Here is a 17253-nt window from a genome sequence, read left to right as displayed (position 1 = left end):
ACAGACGCCCTGGAGGGACGAGTGCCGGCGGTCAGGAGTCCGCGGCGTGGGCCGGCTGCTTCTCGCGGCCGCCGGGATGCCGGTGCCGCCAGATCCAGAAGACCGTGCAGGACAGCAGCGCCCAGCCGCCCAGCACGAGGAACGGGAAGAGGTGCTGGTGGCCCTGGAAGTACACCGCCGTGTGCTGCGCGTTGACCGAGGCGCCGGGCGGCAGCCACTGCCCGATCGCCCCCAGCGGAGAGGGCAGCAGGGGCCAGGACACGGCGCCGCCGGACGACGGGTTGCCGAGGAGCACCATCAGGCCCCAGGTCGGCAGCATCGCCCAGCGTCCGAACAGGGTGTTGAACATCGTGAAGACCATGCCCGACGCGAACATGGTGAGCGCCAGGATCATCCACGACTCGACGAACGGCAGGTCCAGCGCGTTCAGCAGCCAGTCCACCGTCGCGGCGATGGCGAACCCGCCGAGCAGCGCGTAGGCCGCCGTGAAGACGATGCGCTCGAACGGGGTCAGAGAGCGCGCGTGCACGCTCAGCTGGATCGCGCCGACGAAACCGATGATGACCGCGGCGAGCGAGATGTAGAAGATCGCGAGCCCGCGCGGGTCGCCTTCCTGGAGGGGGTTGATGTCCCGGACGGTGACCTGGACGCCGGTCTTCTTCCCCACGGCCGGTGCCGTGTCGGCCAGTACCTGGGCGACCGAGGCGCCCGACGCGCTGGACAGGTCGAGCACGGCGGTCCGCCCGTCGTCGCGGATCTCGAAGATCCCGAAGACCTCCTGGTCCTGCATCGCCTCCCGCGCCTCGGCCGTGCTCTCGTAGGGGTGCACCTTCACGGAGGCGTTCAGCGCCTTCTCCAGGCCGTCCAGGAAGGCCTGGCCGCGTGCCTCCTCGTACGAGCCGACCACCGCCGTGGGGATCGAGTGCGGCGTCGGATCCGCCATCGAGTAGGTGTACGAACCCGCGAAGAGTCCCGCGGCCGCCGCGAGGATCAGCACCAGCACGGTGGCCGGCCAGAACGGCGACTGCCGGAACGTGGACCACCGCTGCCCGCGCGTCGGGGGCTCGGCGTGGGCGCCGTGGGACGAGTGGGCCATGTGCCGGACGCTTTCACAGAAGGGGGACGGGGGCATCACGGACGCCCCCGCCCGGGTGCACGGAGGGTGACGGCAGCCCTCCGGGGGGCCGCCGCCGTCACGTGACGGGAACTCAGGCGTGCACCAGCGGCGTGTCCACCAGGTGCTCGGCCACGAACCACGCCTGGAGTTCGTTGGTGCGCACGACGTCGGAGACGAGGATGTCGTTGGTGCCGTCGTCGCCCATCTCCTGGGTGCGCGCGGCCGCGTCGTGGCAGTCGGCAAGGATCAGCTCGTGCGCCTCCAGCAGCCGCGACAGCATCGCCGGCACCTCCTCGACGCCGTCCGGGGGACGCGGCACGGTGGTGATCTCGGCGACGTGCCGGGGATCGCCGATGGCGACGCCGCCGAGCGTCTGGACGCGCTCGGCGACCGTGTCGATCAGCTCCAGCTGCTCGCCGGCGTGCTTGTCCAGCAGCAGGTGCAGTTGGTAGAACGTCGCCCCGCGCATCAGCCAGTGGTACTTCTTGTACAGGTCGTGCAGGATCCGGGTGTCCGCCAGCACCTTGTTCAGCCGCTGGCAGGAGTAGAGCCGGGTGTCCATGGTCAGCGCCACGGGGAACTGCTTGACGGTGCCGAACTCCTGGATGGTGCGGCCCTTCTGGTGCAGCCAGGGCTGGCTGCCGTCGGACCTGTGCTCCACGGACGACGACTTCGGGTTGCTCACGCCTGGTTTCCTTCCGGAGGACTGAAGACTGCGCCGGCGCGGTGCGACCGGCCCCGGTCCCCCCGGCGACAGTCGACCAGCCGTCCGCCGTGCCCGCAAACGCTGGGGGGTTGTCCGGTCGTTCGCCCGCCGCTTAGGGTCTGCCCGAGTGAAAGCGCTTTCTGCCGGCGTCCGTGCCCGTCGTGCGCCGACGTCCGAGGAGGACCGCATGTCCCCACGTCCCGCCCGCCGCCGTGTCGCCGTGGTCGGCACCGGTGCCATCGTCACCGGCGGCCACCTGCCCGCCCTGAGAGCCCACGCCGAACGGACGGAACTGGTCGCCGCCGTGGACGTGGACCGGGCGCGGCTCGACGCCTTCCGGGCCGAGGCGGGCGGGGACGTCGCCGGGTACACGTCGGTGGGCGACATGCTGGACGCCGTACGGCCCGACCTGGTCCTGATCGGCACGCCGCCGTCCCTGCACCGGGAACAGGCGGTGGCCGCGCTCAAGGCGGGCGCCTGGGTGCTGTGCGAGAAGCCGCTGTGCCTGTCGCTGGCCGAGTACGACGACATCGCGGCGGCCGAGCAGGCGTCGGGGGCGTACGCGTCCGTCGTCTTCCAGCACCGCTACGGCTCGGGCGCCGCGCACGCCCGCGACCTGATCGCGAGCGGCGAGCTGGGCGCCCCGCTGGTGGCCCACTGCCAGACCACCTGGCACCGCGACGCCGCCTACTACGCCGTGCCCTGGCGAGGACGCTGGTCCACCGAGGGCGGCGGCCCGACCATGGGCCACGGCATCCACCAGTACGACCTGCTGCTGCACCTGCTCGGCCCCTGGGCGGAGGTGCGGGCCATGGCGTCCCGCCTGGTCCACGACACCGAGAGCGAGGACGTGTCCACCGCCCTGGTGCGGTTCGCGAGCGGCGCGCTGGCCACCGTCGTCAACAGCGTGCTCTCCCCGGACGAGGTGAGCCGCGTCCGCGTCGACTGCGCCGACGCCACGGTCGAGCTGACCCACCTGTACGGGCACCGCAACGACGACTGGACCTACACCCCGGCCCGGCACGTCGACCCCGAACGCGCCGCCGCCTGGCGCACCCCGGCGACGGACGTGCCCAGCTCCCACACGGCGCAGCTCGGCGCCGTGCTGGACGCCTGGGACGCGGGCGAGCGGCCGCCCGGCAGCGGCACGGAGGCCCGGGCCACGCTGGACTTCGCCGCCGCCCTCTACAAGGCGGCGTTCACCGGACGGCCGGTCCTCGCCGGCGAGATCGCGCCCGGCGACCCCTTCCACGCGGCCATGCACGGCGACCACCCCGACTGGGCCCCTAAGGAGCGCGCATGAGCACCTTCCGCGTCACCCACACCCACGGCGACCACATCGCCGTCACCGCCGCCGGCGGCACCGAGATCCTCCGCTACGTCTACCGCCCCGACCCCGACGCCTTCGAGTCCCGCAAGCCCTACGCCCACCCGGTGCGCACGCTCGCCGGACGCACGGTGACCGGCTACCGCCCCAGCGACCACCGCTGGCACAAGGGCCTGCAGATGACGGCCAGTCACCTGTCCGGCCAGAACTTCTGGGGCGGCAACTGCTACGTCCACGGCGAGGGTTACCGGCCGCTGCCCGAGCGCATCGGCTCGATGCGGCACGACGGCTTCGCCGGCCTCACGGTCGGAGACGACCGCTTCGCGCTCACCGAACACCTCACCTGGATCGAGAACGGCGGCGCCGAGTGGGCCCGCGAGGAGCGCGGCCTGACCCTGCACTCGGTCGACGAGGAGGCCGGCTCCTGGGCCCTGGACTGGTCGATCCGCCTCACCAACACCCGCACGGAAGCACTGGTGTTCGGCTCCCCGACCACCGCCGGCCGCGAGATGGCCGGCTACACCGGACTCCAGTGGCGCGGCCCCCGCGACTTCACCGGCGGCACCGTCTTCGCGCCGGACACCGAAGCGGACGCCGCCGGACTGATGGGCACCCAGAGCCCCTGGCTCGCCTTCACCACCGAGCACGACGACGTCGACGCCCACTCCACGCTCGTCTTCGCGCACGCGCCCGAGAACCTCGACGAGGAGCGGGCGATCCACCCCTCGCACTGGTTCGTGCGCGCCGACCCCGTCCCGAGCGTGGCGTTCTCCTGGGCGTTCTTCGAGGAGTTCGAGCTGCCTCCCGGCGAGTCCTTCGCCTACCGCTACCGCGTCCTGGTCGCCGACGGCGCCTGGGACCGCGACCGGGTCGGCGCCCATCTGGACACCCTGGCCTGGTGAGCGCACCCGGGCCCCGGCCCGCACCCGCGCCTGGTCTGCACGGAGGCGTACGTCGTCACCGGTGGAGACGGCGCGGTGCAGACGCTGAGCCCGGACGGCGACCGGGACGTCCCGCTGGGGCCGGGCTCGGTCGCCTGGTTCACGCCGGGGACGCCGTCCTCACCTTCCCGCCCGAGGTGCCGGCCGACCCGGAGGCCGCGGCACGGCGCCGCAGGGACCTCGCCGTCCCGGGGGGCTACCTGGTGCTGCGCGAGGCCCTGGCCGCCGGGGGCGACGGCCGTACCGGGAGTTCCAGCGGGCCGCCGCGCGCCTGGGCGGGACAAGGTGCCCGGCCGGCGGGAGTTGTGGCGGTCCGGCGCGTCGGCCACCGTTCGACGCGCCCCGCACGGAGGGGAGTTGAGGGGCAGATGGGATGGGGCTGGCGGCTGTTCACTTCCCGATCCCTTGCCGGGCCGAAGAGTTAAGGGGCCATTAGGGCGGCGGAAGTGTGAAGGGGTGGTCGAAATGCGCATCATCTTGACATGAACCTGCGGCCCGAGTGGCGGGCCGCAGCCTCATGGAGGTGTGGAATGCACCGCAGACTCGCCACCGGACTCGCCGCCACGGCCCTGTCCGTGACCACCGTCCTCGCGACCGCCGCGACGGCCGACGCCGCTCCGGCCGACAAGCCGCGGGTGCTCGCGAGCTGGACGCAGACCAGCGCGTCCAGCTACAACGCCTGGGCCGCCGCGCGGGCGAACCAGTCCGCCTGGGCCGCTTACGGGTTCGACTGGACCACCGACTACTGCTCCTCCTCGCCGGACAACCCGTTCGGCTTCCCCTTCAGCAGCTCCTGCGCGCGGCACGACTTCGGCTACCGCAACTACAAGGACGCCGGTACCTTCAGCGCCAACAAGTCCCGGCTCGACAGCGCCTTCTACGAGGACCTCAAGCGAGTCTGCGCCCGCTACGGGGGCGCCACCAAGGCCGCCTGCAACAGCACGGCGTGGACGTACTACCAGGCCGTGCGGGCCTTCGGCTGACGCAGCCGTCACCGGTCCGCGCAGGACGGTGCCCGCGATGGCGAGCAGACCGACCGCAGGCCCGGCACCGGGGAGGCCGCCGCTGCCGCCAGGGCGGCGGCCGCCCCGGCGATGCCCAGTACGGCGCCCGCGGCCACGTCGCCGGGATAGTGCACGCCGGTGTGGACCCGGGAGTAGGCGACGGCGCCCGCCAGCGCGCCGAGCGGCACGGCCGCCTCGGGCAGGACCACGCCGACCGCCGTGGCGAACGCGACCGCGGAGGCCGTGTGACCGGACGGGAAGGACGCCGACACGGGCATCGGCACGTGCCGGTCGACCGTCACCCGCGCCGCCTCCCGGTCCGGCCGTGCCCTGCGCACCAGACGCTTGCCCAGCAGGTTCGCGGCGGCCGACGTCACGGCGACCGCGGCGAGCCCGACGAGTGCGGCCCGGCGGGGCCGCGCACCGGCCGGCGCGAGTGCGGCGGCGATCCCGAGTGAGATCTTCGAATGATCGGCCGCGCGGGACAGCCGTCGCAGCGCACGGTCGAGCGTGGGGGTGGAGGTGGCCGCCACTGCCGCGTACAGCGCGCCGTCCACGGCACGCAGATCACCGAGTACGGCGTCGAGGCCCCGGCGGCGGGACCGGGCGGGCACCGGGGCCGGCGCGAGCGGGCCGCTGGTGTCCCCGTCGGCGTTGGTCGGTTCGGTCATGGGCTCCTGCTCCGCGGGGCGAGGGGCAGCGGGGTACGCGCAACGCGCCGGGAGCACGGTGGGTGGCCGGCGCGTATCGGGCGATCCGTCGCCGCACAAGCCTGTCCCGTGTCCCGGCCCACGGCCCGCCGGCCGGACCCGTCCGGGGGACGGACGCGGATGCCTTCCGTCCGGCGGCCGGGATCAGGTCAGCAGGTCCCGTGCGATGTCGCGGGCCTCGGTGATCAGGCCCCGGCCGTGCACCCCTTGGTGGGCGAAGGCTCCCTCCAGCAGGAGGAAGAGGTGGCGGGCGAGGCGGTGCGGGTCGGTGGCGGGCCGGTCCTCCGCCACCAGCTCGCGCAGGCGCCGTTCGACGGCGTTCTTGTGCGCGCGGACCACGGCGAAGGCGGGGTGGTCCTCGGGGAGCTCGGCTGCGGCGTTGAGGAAGGCGCAGCCGCGGGTGCTGGTGAGGGCGTCCTCGGTGTAGACATCGAAGAGGGTCAGGGCGCGCGGCGTCGAAGCGGCCTCCAGCCGTTCCTCCAGCCGCTGCCACCAGGTCGTGTGGCGCTGCCGGAGATAGGCGGCGACCAGGGCGTCCTTGGACCCGAAGTTGTTGTAGAGGGTGCGTTTGGTCACCCCGGACTCGGCGGCGATCGTGTCGACACCGACCGCGTGGATGCCGTGCTCGTAGAACAGGCCTGATGCCACCGCGAGGACCAGGCGGGCGCGTGGTGTGAGACCCGCCGGGTCGACCGGGGGCGGGGCCGTGGTGGCGCGCCGAGGCTCCCGGTGTTCCGCCGTCCCGCCGCTGAGCTGTGTCAAGTCCGGACTCCTCGCTCCTCCGCTTTTGACTTTCACTGATCTGCCTACTTAGCCTGCCAGCCGGAATTACACAGATCAGTGTAGCCAGGTGGCGTCGAGCATTCTCCGCCGCCGAAGCGCGAGGTTGACGGCTCCCAAGGGGGCGGGCGCGGCCGAGCCCGCGCGGCTGCCGAGCGAAGGGAGTATGCGTGGCCGCCCAGCCCGAAGCGCCGGGGGCGAACCCCGTCACCGCCGCCTGGCGAAGCCTGAGCAAGCCGGTGTTCCTGCCGGCTCTCGCGATCATCGTCGCTTCACTGGCATTCGCCACCTGGTACGGGGCGACGTACGGAGCGGAGGCGCAGAGCGCCTTCACCGAGCTGCGTGACGGCATCGGAAAGACCATCGGCTGGTGGTACGTCCTGCTCGTCACCGTCTTTCTGGTGTTCGCCTTCTGGGTGGCGTTCTCCCGGGCGGGCGCCATCCGTCTGGGAAGGGACGACGAACGTCCCGCGTTCTCCCGGTTCGCCTGGTTCGCCATGCTGTTCTCGGCGGGCATGGGCATCGGACTCGTCTTCTGGGGGGTGGCGGAACCCCTGACCCACATGATGGCGCCGCCGGAGATCGCCGGCGTGGAGCCGGGTAGCGCCGAGGCCGGCCGGTTCGCCATCGGTGCCGCCCTGTTCCACTGGGGGCTGCACGCGTGGGCCATCTACGCCGTCGTCGGCCTGGGGCTGGCCTACATGTCCTTCCGCCGCGGCCGGCCCCTGTCCATCCGCTGGCTGCTGGAGCCGGTCTTCGGCCGCAAGCTGATCGAGTCGTGGGTCGGTCACGCCATCGACGTCTTCGCCGTCGTCGGGACCGTCTTCGGTGTCGCGACCTCGCTCGGTCAGGGCGTGCTGCAGATGCAGGCGGGTGTCGCCCACCTGGGCTGGTTCCAGCCCTCCGACGGCCTGCTGCTGACCCTCGTCGTGATCGTCACCGCGGCGGGCACCGTATCCGTCGTCACCGGCCTGGACAAGGGCGTGCGCTGGCTGTCCAACGCCAACATGAGCCTGGCCGCCGTGCTGGCGCTCGCTGTCCTGCTGATCGGGCCGACGGCCTTCCTCTTCCAGTCGTTCGTCCAGAACTCCGGCGAGTACCTGCAGACTCTGCCCAAGCTCGCCCTGGTCACCGGCGCGGGCGCGGACGACGGCTGGACGCTCGGGTGGACCCTGTTCAACCAGGCGTGGTTCCTGAGCTGGGCGCCCTTCGTCGGCATGTTCATCGCCCGCATCTCGCGTGGCCGCACGGTCCGCGAGTTCGTCTTCGGCGTCATGCTGGCACCCACCCTGATCGCCGTCGTCTGGTTCACGGTCTTCGGCGGCACCGGAATCGTGGAGCAGCTGAAGAACGGGTCGATGGCCGGCGAGGGCGGTGCGGTCGACACGAACACCACTCTGTTCACGCTCTTCGAGCGGATTTCCGGCGGACCCGGCCTGGCCGCGGCCCTCTCCGTGGTCGCTCTGGTGGTGATCACCCTCTTCTTCGTCACCTCTTCCGACTCGTGTGCGCTGGTCATCGACGTCCTCTCGCACGGTGGCAGCACCGAGACCCCTCGAGTGACCAGGGTGTTCTGGGCCGTGACGATCGGTGTCGCGGGTGCGCTGCTCCTCCTCGCGGGCGGTGAGGCCGCTCTGACCGTCCTCCAGGTCAGCTCCATAGCCAGCGCCGCTCCTCTGTCGGTGATCTACGCCCTAGCCGTCGTGGCGATGATCCGGATGTTCCGTCACGAGATCGCGATCATGCCCCGGTACGTGCGAGCCCATCCGAAGGCCACTCCCACGGCGCTCGTGTCGGCGGCCCGCGAGGCCGCCGGGAGTGAGGAGCACCTGGAGCGCGACCTGCGCGCACTGCTGCGTGCTCAGCGCGGCGGAGGGAGCGCGGAGGGAGCGACCGCCCGGCAATCGGCCACCGCCACACTGGAGACCGCTGCCCCGGCCGAACCGATCACCGCGGACGTCGTGGATTTCCCGTCCCCGGAGGACTCCGAATCCTTGACGCACGCGGCCGCAGTCGGCACCTCCTCCGTTCGCGTCCTCACCGTTCTGGACGTCCCCGCCTACGCCACCACCGTCGACACCACGACTGGTGCCGTCGAGTGGGACGAGACGGCGATGCCCCGCGACCCGATCGCGGGGGAGGTCTTCGACACACCCGAGTTCGCGTCGTCCGCGGCCGGCGTGGAGGAGCGCACGGCCCGGCTGCTGCGCGACTGCACGGCCTCGGAGCGTCGCTGACGGAGTGCGCCCCCGCACGGCGGGGATGCCCCCAGGCCATTGGGATGCCTCGGGGGTGCCTCGGGGGGGGGCGACGCCCGCGCGGGCGGACGGGCTCCGACCGGGCGCGACGCGCAGGCTCCGTGCGTCCCTTCCGGCGGTTCGTCCGATGCCCCGGCCACCGGCGGGCACACGCCGATGTCCGGGGCGTGCGCCCAGCTGAGCCCCACCCCACCTCGGCCCGCACCGCGTACGGCGGGCGCCTCCCGGACCTCCGCGGGACCGCCGTACCAGGGTCGGCCCGGAACGGCCTGCCGCCGACACCGACGAGCCGCCGGCCGGCCCGTATCGGCCGGCCGGCGGCTCGCCGGTGTCGGCGGCTCAGCTCGCGGCCTTGAAGCCCCGCAGCCGCAGCGAGTTGCCCACGACGAAGACCGAGGAGAAGGCCATGGCCGCTCCGGCGATCATCGGGTTGAGCAGCCCGGCCGCGGCGAGCGGCAGGGCTGCGACGTTGTAGGCGAAGGCCCAGAACAGGTTGGACTTGATGGTGCCCAGCGTCTTGCGGGCCAGCCGGATCGCGTCGGCGGCCGCCCGCAGGTCGCCGCGGACCAGGGTGAGGTCGCCCGCCTCGATGGCGGCGTCGGTTCCGGTGCCCATGGCCAGCCCCAGGTCGGCCTGGGCGAGCGCGGCGGCGTCGTTGACCCCGTCCCCGACCATCGCCACCGAACGGCCCTCCTCCTGGAGGCGCTTGACGACGTCGACCTTGTCCTCGGGCATGACCTCGGCGACGACGTGCTCGGGAGCGATGCCGACCTCCGCGGCCACCGACTCGGCGACGGCCCTGTTGTCGCCGGTGAGGAGCATCGGGGTCAGGCCCAGGGCGCGCAGCCGGCCGATAGCCTCGGCGCTGGTGTCCTTGACCGCGTCGGCGACCTCCAGGACCGCCCTGGCCTCGCCGTCCCAGGCGACGGCGATCGCGGTACGGCCCGCCGCCTCGGACTCGGCCTTGGCCCGCGCCAGCTCGGCGGGCAGCTCCATGGCCCACTCGGCGAGCAGCTTCTCGCGGCCCACGAGGACGGCGTGGCCGTCGACGACGCCCTGCACACCGAGCCCCGGGACGTTCGCGAAGTCCTCGGGCGCGGGCAGCGCGCCCAGCTTCTCCAGCGCTCCGTCGGCGACGGCGCGGGCGATCGGGTGCTCGGAGGCGTGCTCCAGGGCACCCGCCAGCCGCAGCACGTCACCCTCCTCGGTGCCGTCGGCGGTGTGCACGGCGAGCAGCGTCATGCGGCCGGTGGTGACGGTGCCGGTCTTGTCGAGGACGATGGTGTCGACCTTGCGGGTGGACTCCAGCACCTCGGGGCCCTTGATGAGGATGCCGAGCTGGGCGCCGCGCCCGGTGCCGACCATCAGCGCGGTCGGCGTGGCCAGGCCCAGGGCGCAGGGGCAGGCGATGATCAGGACCGCCACGGCGGCGGTGAACGCGGCCGTAAGCCCGGAGCCGTTGCCGATCCAGAAGCCCAGAGTGGCCAGCGCGAGGACGATGACGACGGGCACGAAGACGCCGGAGATGCGGTCGGCGAGCCGCTGGGCGGCGGCCTTGCCGTTCTGCGCGTCCTCGACCAGCTTCGCCATCCGCGCCAGCTGGGTGTCGGCGCCGACCCGCGTCGCCTCGACCACCAGCCGGCCGCCCGCGTTCACGGTCGCACCGGTGACCGCGTCACCGACGCCGACCTCCACCGGCACCGACTCGCCGGTGAGCATCGACGCGTCGATGGCCGACGTGCCCTCGACGACCGTGCCGTCGGTCGCGATCTTCTCGCCGGGACGGACCAGGAAACGGTCCCCGACCCTCAGCTCGGCGACCGGGATCTGCTCCTCGGCGCCGCCCCGCAGTACCGTCACGTCCTTGGCGCCGAGCTCCAGCAGGGCCTTCAGCGCGGCCCCCGCCTTGCGCTTGGAACGGGCCTCGAAGTAGCGGCCCGCCAGGATGAACGCGGTCACCCCGGCGGCGGCCTCCAGGTAGATGTTCCCGGCGCCGTCGCTGCGGGCGATGGTCAGCTCGAAGGGGTGCGTCATGCCGGGCGTGCCCGCGGTGCCGAAGAACAGCGCCCACAGCGACCACAGGAACGCCGCCGACGTGCCGACCGAGATCAGCGTGTCCATGGTGGCCGCGCCGTGCCGGGCGTTGGTGAAGGCGGCCTTGTGGAAGGGCCAGGCGGCGTACGTCACCACGGGCGCCGCCAGCGTCAGCGACAGCCACTGCCAGTACTCGAACTGCAGCGCCGGCACCATCGCCATCGCGATGACGGGGACGGCCAGCACCACGGCGGTGACCAGGCGCTCCCGCAGCGGCCGCAGCTCGTCGGCGGCCTCGGCGCTCTCCGTGCCGGACTCCGGCTCGGAGCGCACCGGCTCGGGCTCGCGGGCCGTGTAACCGGTCGCCTCGACCGTGGCGATCAGCTCGGGGACGGACACGTCGGCGCCGTAGCTGACCTTCGCCTTCTCCGTCGCGTAGTTGACGGTGGCGGTGACCCCGTCCATCCGGTTGAGCTTCTTCTCGATCCGGGCGGCGCACGAGGCGCAGGTCATGCCGCCGATGGCGAGCTCTACCTCGGTCGGTGCGCCGGTCGTACTGGTGGTCATGGCTGCTCCTGATGCGGATCGTCGGCCGGGACCCGGGGTGAAGGGCCCCGGCGGTGCGGCGGGGGAGTGCGGGGGTTTCAGACGCGGCCGGTCAGCTCGTAACCGGCCTCGTCGACGACCTCGGCGATCGCGGCGTCGTCCGGCTCGGTGGTGGCGGTGACGGTGACCCGGCCGGAGCCGACCTGGACGTCGACGCTGGTGACACCGTCCAGCTCACCGATCACCCGGGTGAGCGTCGCCTTGCAGTGACCGCAGCTCATGCCGGCGACGGCGTAGGTGGTGCTGACGGGCGGGGTGACGGGGGTGGTGACGGTCGAGGTCATGTCTTCCTCCGAACGTGCGACGCGGGACGGATACGGGCCGGGGGTATCCCTGCCGATGTCATGTATACCCCTAGGGGGTACCAAACGCAAGCGTCGGCAGTCGCTTGACTCGGTACCCCCTAGGGGTATGGTGAGGTGCATGAAGAGGCCTCTCGTGAGCCGGAGGCCGGGATTCGAGGAGACGACCGCCATGAACACCGGACTGAGGATCACCGCGTTCACCGCCGCACTGGCCGCCGCCTTCGGCACCGCCTACGGCGTCGGTACGACGGTCGAACCGGTCGTCGCGGAGAGCGCGCCCGCGCCGCACGACGAGCACGGCCGGTCATCGGCCGAACCCGAGGAGGGCGGCGGCCACGGCGAGCACGAGACGGCACCGGCCGGCGGACTGCGGATCTCCGAGAAGGGGTACACCCTCGACCTGGCCACGCCGCGTGTCACCGCGGGAGAGCGCACCGAGCTGCGTTTCACCGTCCGGGATACGAGCGGCGACGCCGTCACCGCGTACCAGCGCGAGCACGGCAAGGAGCTGCACCTCATCGTGGCCTCACGCGACCTGGTCACCTACCGCCACCTGCACCCCACCCGAGCCGCGGACGGCACCTGGAGCACCCCTGTCGACCTGCCCGGCGCGGGCGGCTACCGCGTCTTCGCCGACTTCACCCCGGCGAAGAAGGGCGCGGAGAACCTCACACTCGGCGCCGACCTCGCCGCTTCCGGCCGCTACGAGCCCGCCCCCCTGCCGGCCCCGAACGGCACGGCCACGACCGGTGGTTATCAGGTCGAGCTCGCCGGCTCGCTGAGCCCCGGGCGCCCGAGCGAATTGCGGCTGAAGGTCTCCCGCGACGGCGAACCCGTCACCGACCTCCAGCCCTACCTCGGCGCCTACGGTCACCTGGTCGCCCTGCGCTCCGGCGACCTCGCCTACCTCCACGTCCACCCGAACGGCGAACCCGGCGACGGCACCACCAGTCCCGGCCCGGAGATCTCCTTCACGGCCACCGCGCCCACCGCCGGTACCTACCGCCTCTTCCTGGACTTCCAGCATCGTGGCGAGGTCCACACCGCGGCGTTCACCGTCCGGGCCGGATCGGCACCGGGTGCACATGACCCGGCCCCGGCCGCCACGACGGAACACTCCGACGGGCACGGCCACTGACGGCCGACGCCCTCGGGCGCCGTCGGGAGGCCACGGCTCCCGTCGGGCGGCCGAGGGCCCTGAGGTATCCAAGGGGCCCGGTCAGGCGACCGTCGGGTGGCCGGCAGGCTGCGGGCGGCCGATGGTCCCCGACGGGCGAACGCTGGTCCCGTCAGGCTCCCGGTGCGACCGCGTGGAGCGAGGCCACGGTCCCCGCCGGACGATCGGCAGGAGCCGTCGATGGCCGGCAGGCATCACGCGGCGGCCGGCGAACCCGCCGGGGGACCGGCGGACTCCGGGGTCGGCCGTGGCCTCGTCGGGTGATCGGTGGCGCCCGACGGTGATCGGTGGCCCCGCCGGGCGACCGGTGGTGCCCGTCGGGCGGCCGCTGGTCGTGGGCGGGCCGCAGTCCTCCCGTCAGGCCAGTACGACCCGCACCCCGCTCTCCTCGAACCGCCGCACCAGGTCCGGGTCGGCCGAACCGTCCGTGACCAGCGTGTCCACCGACTCGGTCGCGCAGATCCGGGCGAAGGCCCGCCGGCCCAGCTTGCTGGAGTCGGCGGCGACGATCACGCGCTCGGCGCGCTCGCACAGCAGCCGGTTGATCGCCGCCTCCGCCTCGTCGTGGGCCGCGGCGCCGTGCGTGACGTCGAAGGCGACGACCCCCAGCACCGCCACGTCGACCGTCACCTGGCCCAGCACCCCGTCCGCGAGCGGCCCGATCAGCTCGTACGACTGAGCCCGGGCGACCCCGCCCGTCACCACGATCTTGAACTGCGGCCGGACCGCCAGCTCATTGGCGATGTTGAGCGCGTTGGTGACCACGGTCAGCGCCGGCGTGCCCGAGGCCAGGTCCGCACGCACGGCCAGCGCGCGCGCCACCTCGGTGGTGGTCGTCCCCCCGGTCAGTCCCACCGCCTCGCCCGGCGCGACCAGAGCGGCGACCGCCTGGGCGACGCGCTGTTTCTCGGAGGCGTTGCGGGCCGTCTTGTACCGCAGCGGCAGTTCGTACGACACTCCGTGCACGACCGCGCCACCGCGGGTGCGCACCAGCATCTGCTGCTCCGCCAGCCGGTCGAAGTCACGGCGGATCGTCGCGGCCGAGACCTCCAGCTCGGCCGCCGCCTCCTCGACGTCCAGCCGGCCGCGCTCGACGAGCAGTTCCAGCAGCGCCTTCCAGCGGGCGTCGCGCGACATCCGCGCCTCCGTTCCTCGATCTCCCGCTGACCCTAGCGCACCGCACACTTCCCAAAGATTGCTTGATTGTGCTCGAAAGGTAGCTATATCTTGCAGGAACAATCAGACCGTTCGGTGATCGGGGAGTGTGCGGCATGACGTATGTCGAAGACGAGCTCAACAGCCAGCCCGAGTGCTGGACACGCGCCGCCGCCGAGGCGGCACGGCACGCGGCGGCGCTCCCGGCGGCGGGGGAGCGGGTGGCGATCGTCGGCTGCGGAACCTCGTACTTCATGGCCCAGTCGGCTGCGGCACTGCGCGAGGACGCGGGCCGGGGCGAGACCGACGCGTTCGCCGCCTCCGAGTTCCCGCGGGGCCGCGCGTACGACCGGGTCGTCGCCCTCACCCGCTCCGGTACCACCACCGAAGTACTGGAGCTGCTCGCCGCGTTGAAGGGCCGTACCCGGACCGTCGCGCTCACCGCCGATCCGGCCACGCCGGTCATGACCGCCGCCGACGACGTGATCGTGCTCGACTTCGCCGACGAACGGTCCGTCGTGCAGACCCGGTTCGCGACCACCGCCCTGACCCTGCTCCGCGCCCACCTCGGCCTGCACTCGGACACGGTCGTCACCGACGCCCGCACCGCCCTGGCGGCCGAACTGCCCGAAGGACTCGTCGAGCGCACCCAGTTCACCTTCCTCGGCCGGGGCTGGACCGTCGGACTGGCCAACGAGGCCGGCCTGAAGATGCGCGAGGCCTCCCTGTCCTGGACCGAGGCATACCCGGCGATGGAGTACCGACACGGCCCCGTCAGCATCAGCACCGCGGGCACGGCCACCTGGATGTTCGGCGAGGCACCCGAGGGGCTGGCCGGACAGGTCCGGGACACCGGTGCGATGTGGGTGCCCGGTGACCTCGACCCGCTCGCCGAGCTGGTCCGCGCCCAGCGGCTCGCCGTCGCCGTCGCCGCCTCCCGCGGCCTCGACCCGGACCGCCCCCGCCACCTCACCCGCTCGGTGATCCTCGCCCCCTGACGTCCGCCCCGACAGCCGCACCCCGGCGCCCGGGAAGACCCCGGGGGAAAAGAGAGACCGTGCCCCTCGTCAAGACCGGCGACCTGGTGGGCCGTGCCGCAGCCGCACGCTCAGCCGTCGCCGCCTTCAACGTCATCACCCTGGAGCACGTCGAGGCCGTCATAGCGGGCGCCGAGGCCGTGCGGACGCCCGTCGTCCTCCAGGTCAGCGAGAACGCCGTGAAGTACCGCTACGGCCGCCTGCTGCCGCTGGCCCGCGCGGCCGTGGCCGCCGCCGAGGGCGCCGCCGCGCCCGTCGCCCTGCATCTCGACCACGTCCAGAGCGACGGCCTGCTGCGCCAGGCCCCGGACGCCGGATTCAGCTCCGTGATGTACGACGCCTCCCGGCTGCCGTACGCCGAGAACCTCGCGGCGACCCGGGCCGCCGCCGACTGGGCGCACGCCCGGGGACTGTGGATCGAGGCGGAACTGGGGGAGGTCGGCGGCAAGGCCGGGCCGGGCGGGCGGGGAAGAGCCGCCGCACCGCCGCTCGACGCCCACGCGCCCGGCGCCCGCACCGACCCCGCCGAGGCGCGGGCCTTCGTCGCCGACTCCGGCGTGGACGCCCTGGCCGTGGCCGTCGGCAGCTCCCACGCCATGACGACGCGCACCGCCACCCTCGACCACGATCTGCTCAAGGCCCTGTCCGGCGCACTGGACGTGCCGCTCGTCCTGCACGGCTCCTCGGGGGTCCCGGACGACGAACTCGCCACGGCCGTCGCCGGCGGCATCGCCAAAGTCAACGTCGGCACCGCGCTCAACCTCGCCATGACCGGCGCGATCCGGGAGTATCTGGCCGCCCGCCCCGAGGCGGCCGACTCCCGCGGCTACCTCACCGCGGGACGGGAGGCCATGGTGCGGACGGTGTCGACGCTCATCGGTGTGATCGCCCGTACTACGGGATGACCGCCCGCGCCCTACTTCCTGACCGCCCTGAGCACCACGAACTTGGGGTCGCTCGCGACCACTTCACTGTTGCCGAACAGCCGCCGCAGTGCGACGTGGTAGCCCAGGTGCCGGTTGCCGACCACCCACAGCTCACCGCCGGGGCGCAGCACGCGCCGCGCCCCGGTGAACATCCGCCGGGCGGTGGCGTCGGTCGTCGCCTGGTGGGAGTGGAAGGGCGGGTTGTTCAGCACCAGGTCGACACTGCCGTCCGGCACCCCGGCCAGCCCGTCGCCCACCCGGAACCCGGCCCGCCCCGCCGCTCCGTTCGCCTCGCACGTCGCCCGCGCCGAGGCCACGGCCTGGAAGGACTCGTCGGTGAACAGCACCTCGGCGTCCGGGTCGGCCAGCGCCACCGCCGTACCGACCACGCCGTTGCCGCAGCCCAGGTCCACCACCCGCCGCAGGCCGCCGGTGTCCGGCAGGTGCCCGAGGAAGAAGCGGGTGCCGATGTCGAGCCGGTCCGCGCAGAAGACACCGGCGTGGTTGACGACGGTCCGCCCGGAGACCGGGCCGACGTCGTCGGGGAGCCGGTAGCTCAGCGGCCAGGGATTGGCGGGCCGCTTCAGCGAGAGGTCCGGCGTGGCGAAGATGAGCCGGGCCTTCTTCACCGCCAGCGAGGTACGGGTCGGCCCCACGATCCGCTCGAACAGCCGCAGCGTCGAGGTGTGGATCTCCTTCACCATCCCGGTGCCGACCACGACCGTGCCCTCGTGCAGCGCCGGCGCCAGCCGCAGCAGCTGATCCTCCAGCAGTGCCAGGCTCTTGGGTACCCGCACCAGCAGCACGTCGATCCGCTCCGGCGGGGTGTCCCGCGTGGTGAGCAGCCGTACGGCGGCAGGCTCGACGCCCGCCCGCTCCAGATTGGCGCGGGTCGCCTCCCGGGCGAGGTGGGAGTCGGTGATCTGCACCGGCCGGTGCGCGGCCAGCGCCGTCACCAGCGCGCCCCAGCGGTCGCCGACGACCACCACCGTGCCGGACAGCGGCACGTCCTGGTCCGCGAGGTGCCCGAGCAGGTACTCGTCGGAGGCGTCCCAGGCCCGGAGCCGGTCGCGGGGATCCTCGGGAAAGCGGGTGAGCACCTGCTTGCCCCACGGGGTCGTCATCTCGCCCCACGGGGTCGTCGTAAGGTCGCTGCGGTCGTTCATCGTG

Annotated in this window: 15 protein-coding genes and 1 pseudogene; 8 read left to right on the top strand and 8 right to left on the bottom strand. The window is 73.0% G+C overall.

Going from position 1 to position 17253, the window contains the following annotated elements:
* Positions 1-31: 31 nt before the first annotated feature.
* Both AMK11_RS29665 and AMK11_RS29660 read right to left on the bottom strand, forming a co-directional pair.
* Entirely contained in the window at positions 32-1096 is a 1065-nt protein-coding gene (locus AMK11_RS29665; RefSeq protein WP_073731175.1) for a hypothetical protein, read from the bottom strand.
* A gap of 112 nt (positions 1097-1208) precedes the next feature.
* Positions 1209-1802 carry a Dps family protein gene (locus tag AMK11_RS29660; protein WP_073731174.1) on the bottom strand — a complete coding sequence of 198 codons (594 nt, stop codon included), beginning with the start codon at positions 1800-1802 and terminating at the stop codon, positions 1209-1211.
* A 208-nt stretch (positions 1803-2010) separates the two neighbouring features.
* Here AMK11_RS29660 and AMK11_RS29655 point away from each other — a divergent pair, with 208 nt between their 5' ends.
* The 4 genes and pseudogenes from AMK11_RS29655 to AMK11_RS29645 all read left to right on the top strand — a co-directional run bounded on the left by AMK11_RS29655 (position 2011) and on the right by AMK11_RS29645 (position 5074).
* Complete coding sequence (locus AMK11_RS29655) at positions 2011-3126, top strand: Gfo/Idh/MocA family protein (protein ID WP_073731173.1); 1116 nt, start codon at positions 2011-2013, stop codon at positions 3124-3126.
* Positions 3123-4052 (top strand): PmoA family protein, encoded by a 930-nt coding sequence (locus tag AMK11_RS29650; protein ID WP_073731172.1) that lies wholly within the window; start codon positions 3123-3125, stop codon positions 4050-4052. Before AMK11_RS29655 ends, AMK11_RS29650 begins: the two co-directional genes overlap by 4 nt.
* Positions 4053-4061: 9 nt before the next feature.
* Positions 4062-4430: pseudogene (locus AMK11_RS38805) on the top strand (cupin); the annotation flags it as partial.
* A gap of 191 nt (positions 4431-4621) precedes the next feature.
* Entirely contained in the window at positions 4622-5074 is a 453-nt protein-coding gene (locus tag AMK11_RS29645) for a phospholipase (RefSeq protein WP_073731171.1), read from the top strand.
* Positions 5075-5082: 8 nt separating this feature from the next.
* Here the strand turns inward: AMK11_RS29645 and AMK11_RS29640 are convergent, their stop codons facing one another.
* Positions 5083-5766: a phosphatase PAP2 family protein gene (locus AMK11_RS29640; protein WP_073731170.1), complete on the bottom strand. Its 684-nt coding sequence runs from the start codon at positions 5764-5766 to the stop codon at positions 5083-5085.
* Positions 5767-5949: 183 nt separating this feature from the next.
* The gene (locus AMK11_RS29635) at positions 5950-6567 is read right to left on the bottom strand and encodes a TetR/AcrR family transcriptional regulator (RefSeq protein WP_079187784.1); all 618 of its coding nucleotides are present in this window, start codon (positions 6565-6567) and stop codon (positions 5950-5952) included.
* A 188-nt stretch (positions 6568-6755) separates the two neighbouring features.
* Here AMK11_RS29635 and AMK11_RS29630 point away from each other — a divergent pair, with 188 nt between their 5' ends.
* On the top strand, positions 6756-8822 hold the full coding sequence (locus AMK11_RS29630; protein WP_241847108.1) for a BCCT family transporter: 2067 nt from the start codon (positions 6756-6758) through the stop codon (positions 8820-8822).
* Positions 8823-9182: 360 nt separating this feature from the next.
* Here AMK11_RS29630 and AMK11_RS29625 read toward each other — a convergent pair whose 3' ends face one another.
* On the bottom strand, positions 9183-11444 hold the full coding sequence (locus tag AMK11_RS29625) for a heavy metal translocating P-type ATPase (protein ID WP_073731169.1): 2262 nt from the start codon (positions 11442-11444) through the stop codon (positions 9183-9185).
* Positions 11445-11521: 77 nt separating this feature from the next.
* The gene (locus AMK11_RS29620; RefSeq protein ID WP_073731168.1) at positions 11522-11767 is read right to left on the bottom strand and encodes a heavy-metal-associated domain-containing protein; all 246 of its coding nucleotides are present in this window, start codon (positions 11765-11767) and stop codon (positions 11522-11524) included.
* A gap of 190 nt (positions 11768-11957) precedes the next feature.
* On the opposite strand from AMK11_RS29620, the gene AMK11_RS29615 reads away from it, so the two are divergent.
* The gene (locus AMK11_RS29615; protein WP_073731167.1) at positions 11958-12926 is read left to right on the top strand and encodes a hypothetical protein; all 969 of its coding nucleotides are present in this window, start codon (positions 11958-11960) and stop codon (positions 12924-12926) included.
* 396 nt (positions 12927-13322) lie between these two features.
* Here AMK11_RS29615 and AMK11_RS29610 read toward each other — a convergent pair whose 3' ends face one another.
* Positions 13323-14102 (bottom strand): DeoR/GlpR family DNA-binding transcription regulator, encoded by a 780-nt coding sequence (locus AMK11_RS29610; protein ID WP_073731166.1) that lies wholly within the window; start codon positions 14100-14102, stop codon positions 13323-13325.
* A gap of 134 nt (positions 14103-14236) precedes the next feature.
* On the opposite strand from AMK11_RS29610, the gene AMK11_RS29605 reads away from it, so the two are divergent.
* Positions 14237-15118, top strand: coding sequence for an SIS domain-containing protein (locus AMK11_RS29605; protein ID WP_073731165.1), 882 nt, complete (start codon positions 14237-14239; stop codon positions 15116-15118).
* A gap of 59 nt (positions 15119-15177) precedes the next feature.
* Positions 15178-16062, top strand: coding sequence for a class II fructose-bisphosphate aldolase (locus AMK11_RS29600; protein WP_073731164.1), 885 nt, complete (start codon positions 15178-15180; stop codon positions 16060-16062).
* An 11-nt stretch (positions 16063-16073) separates the two neighbouring features.
* Here the strand turns inward: AMK11_RS29600 and AMK11_RS29595 are convergent, their stop codons facing one another.
* Positions 16074-17249 carry a methyltransferase gene (locus AMK11_RS29595; protein ID WP_073731163.1) on the bottom strand — a complete coding sequence of 392 codons (1176 nt, stop codon included), beginning with the start codon at positions 17247-17249 and terminating at the stop codon, positions 16074-16076.
* Between the last annotated feature and the right edge of the window lie 4 nt (positions 17250-17253).

Origin of the sequence: Streptomyces sp. CB02414 (assembly GCF_001905385.1) — a bacterium.
GTDB lineage: Bacteria > Actinomycetota > Actinomycetes > Streptomycetales > Streptomycetaceae > Streptomyces.
Note: the sequence above shows the minus strand (reverse complement) of the source record. Positions and strands in the feature narration are given on the sequence as shown.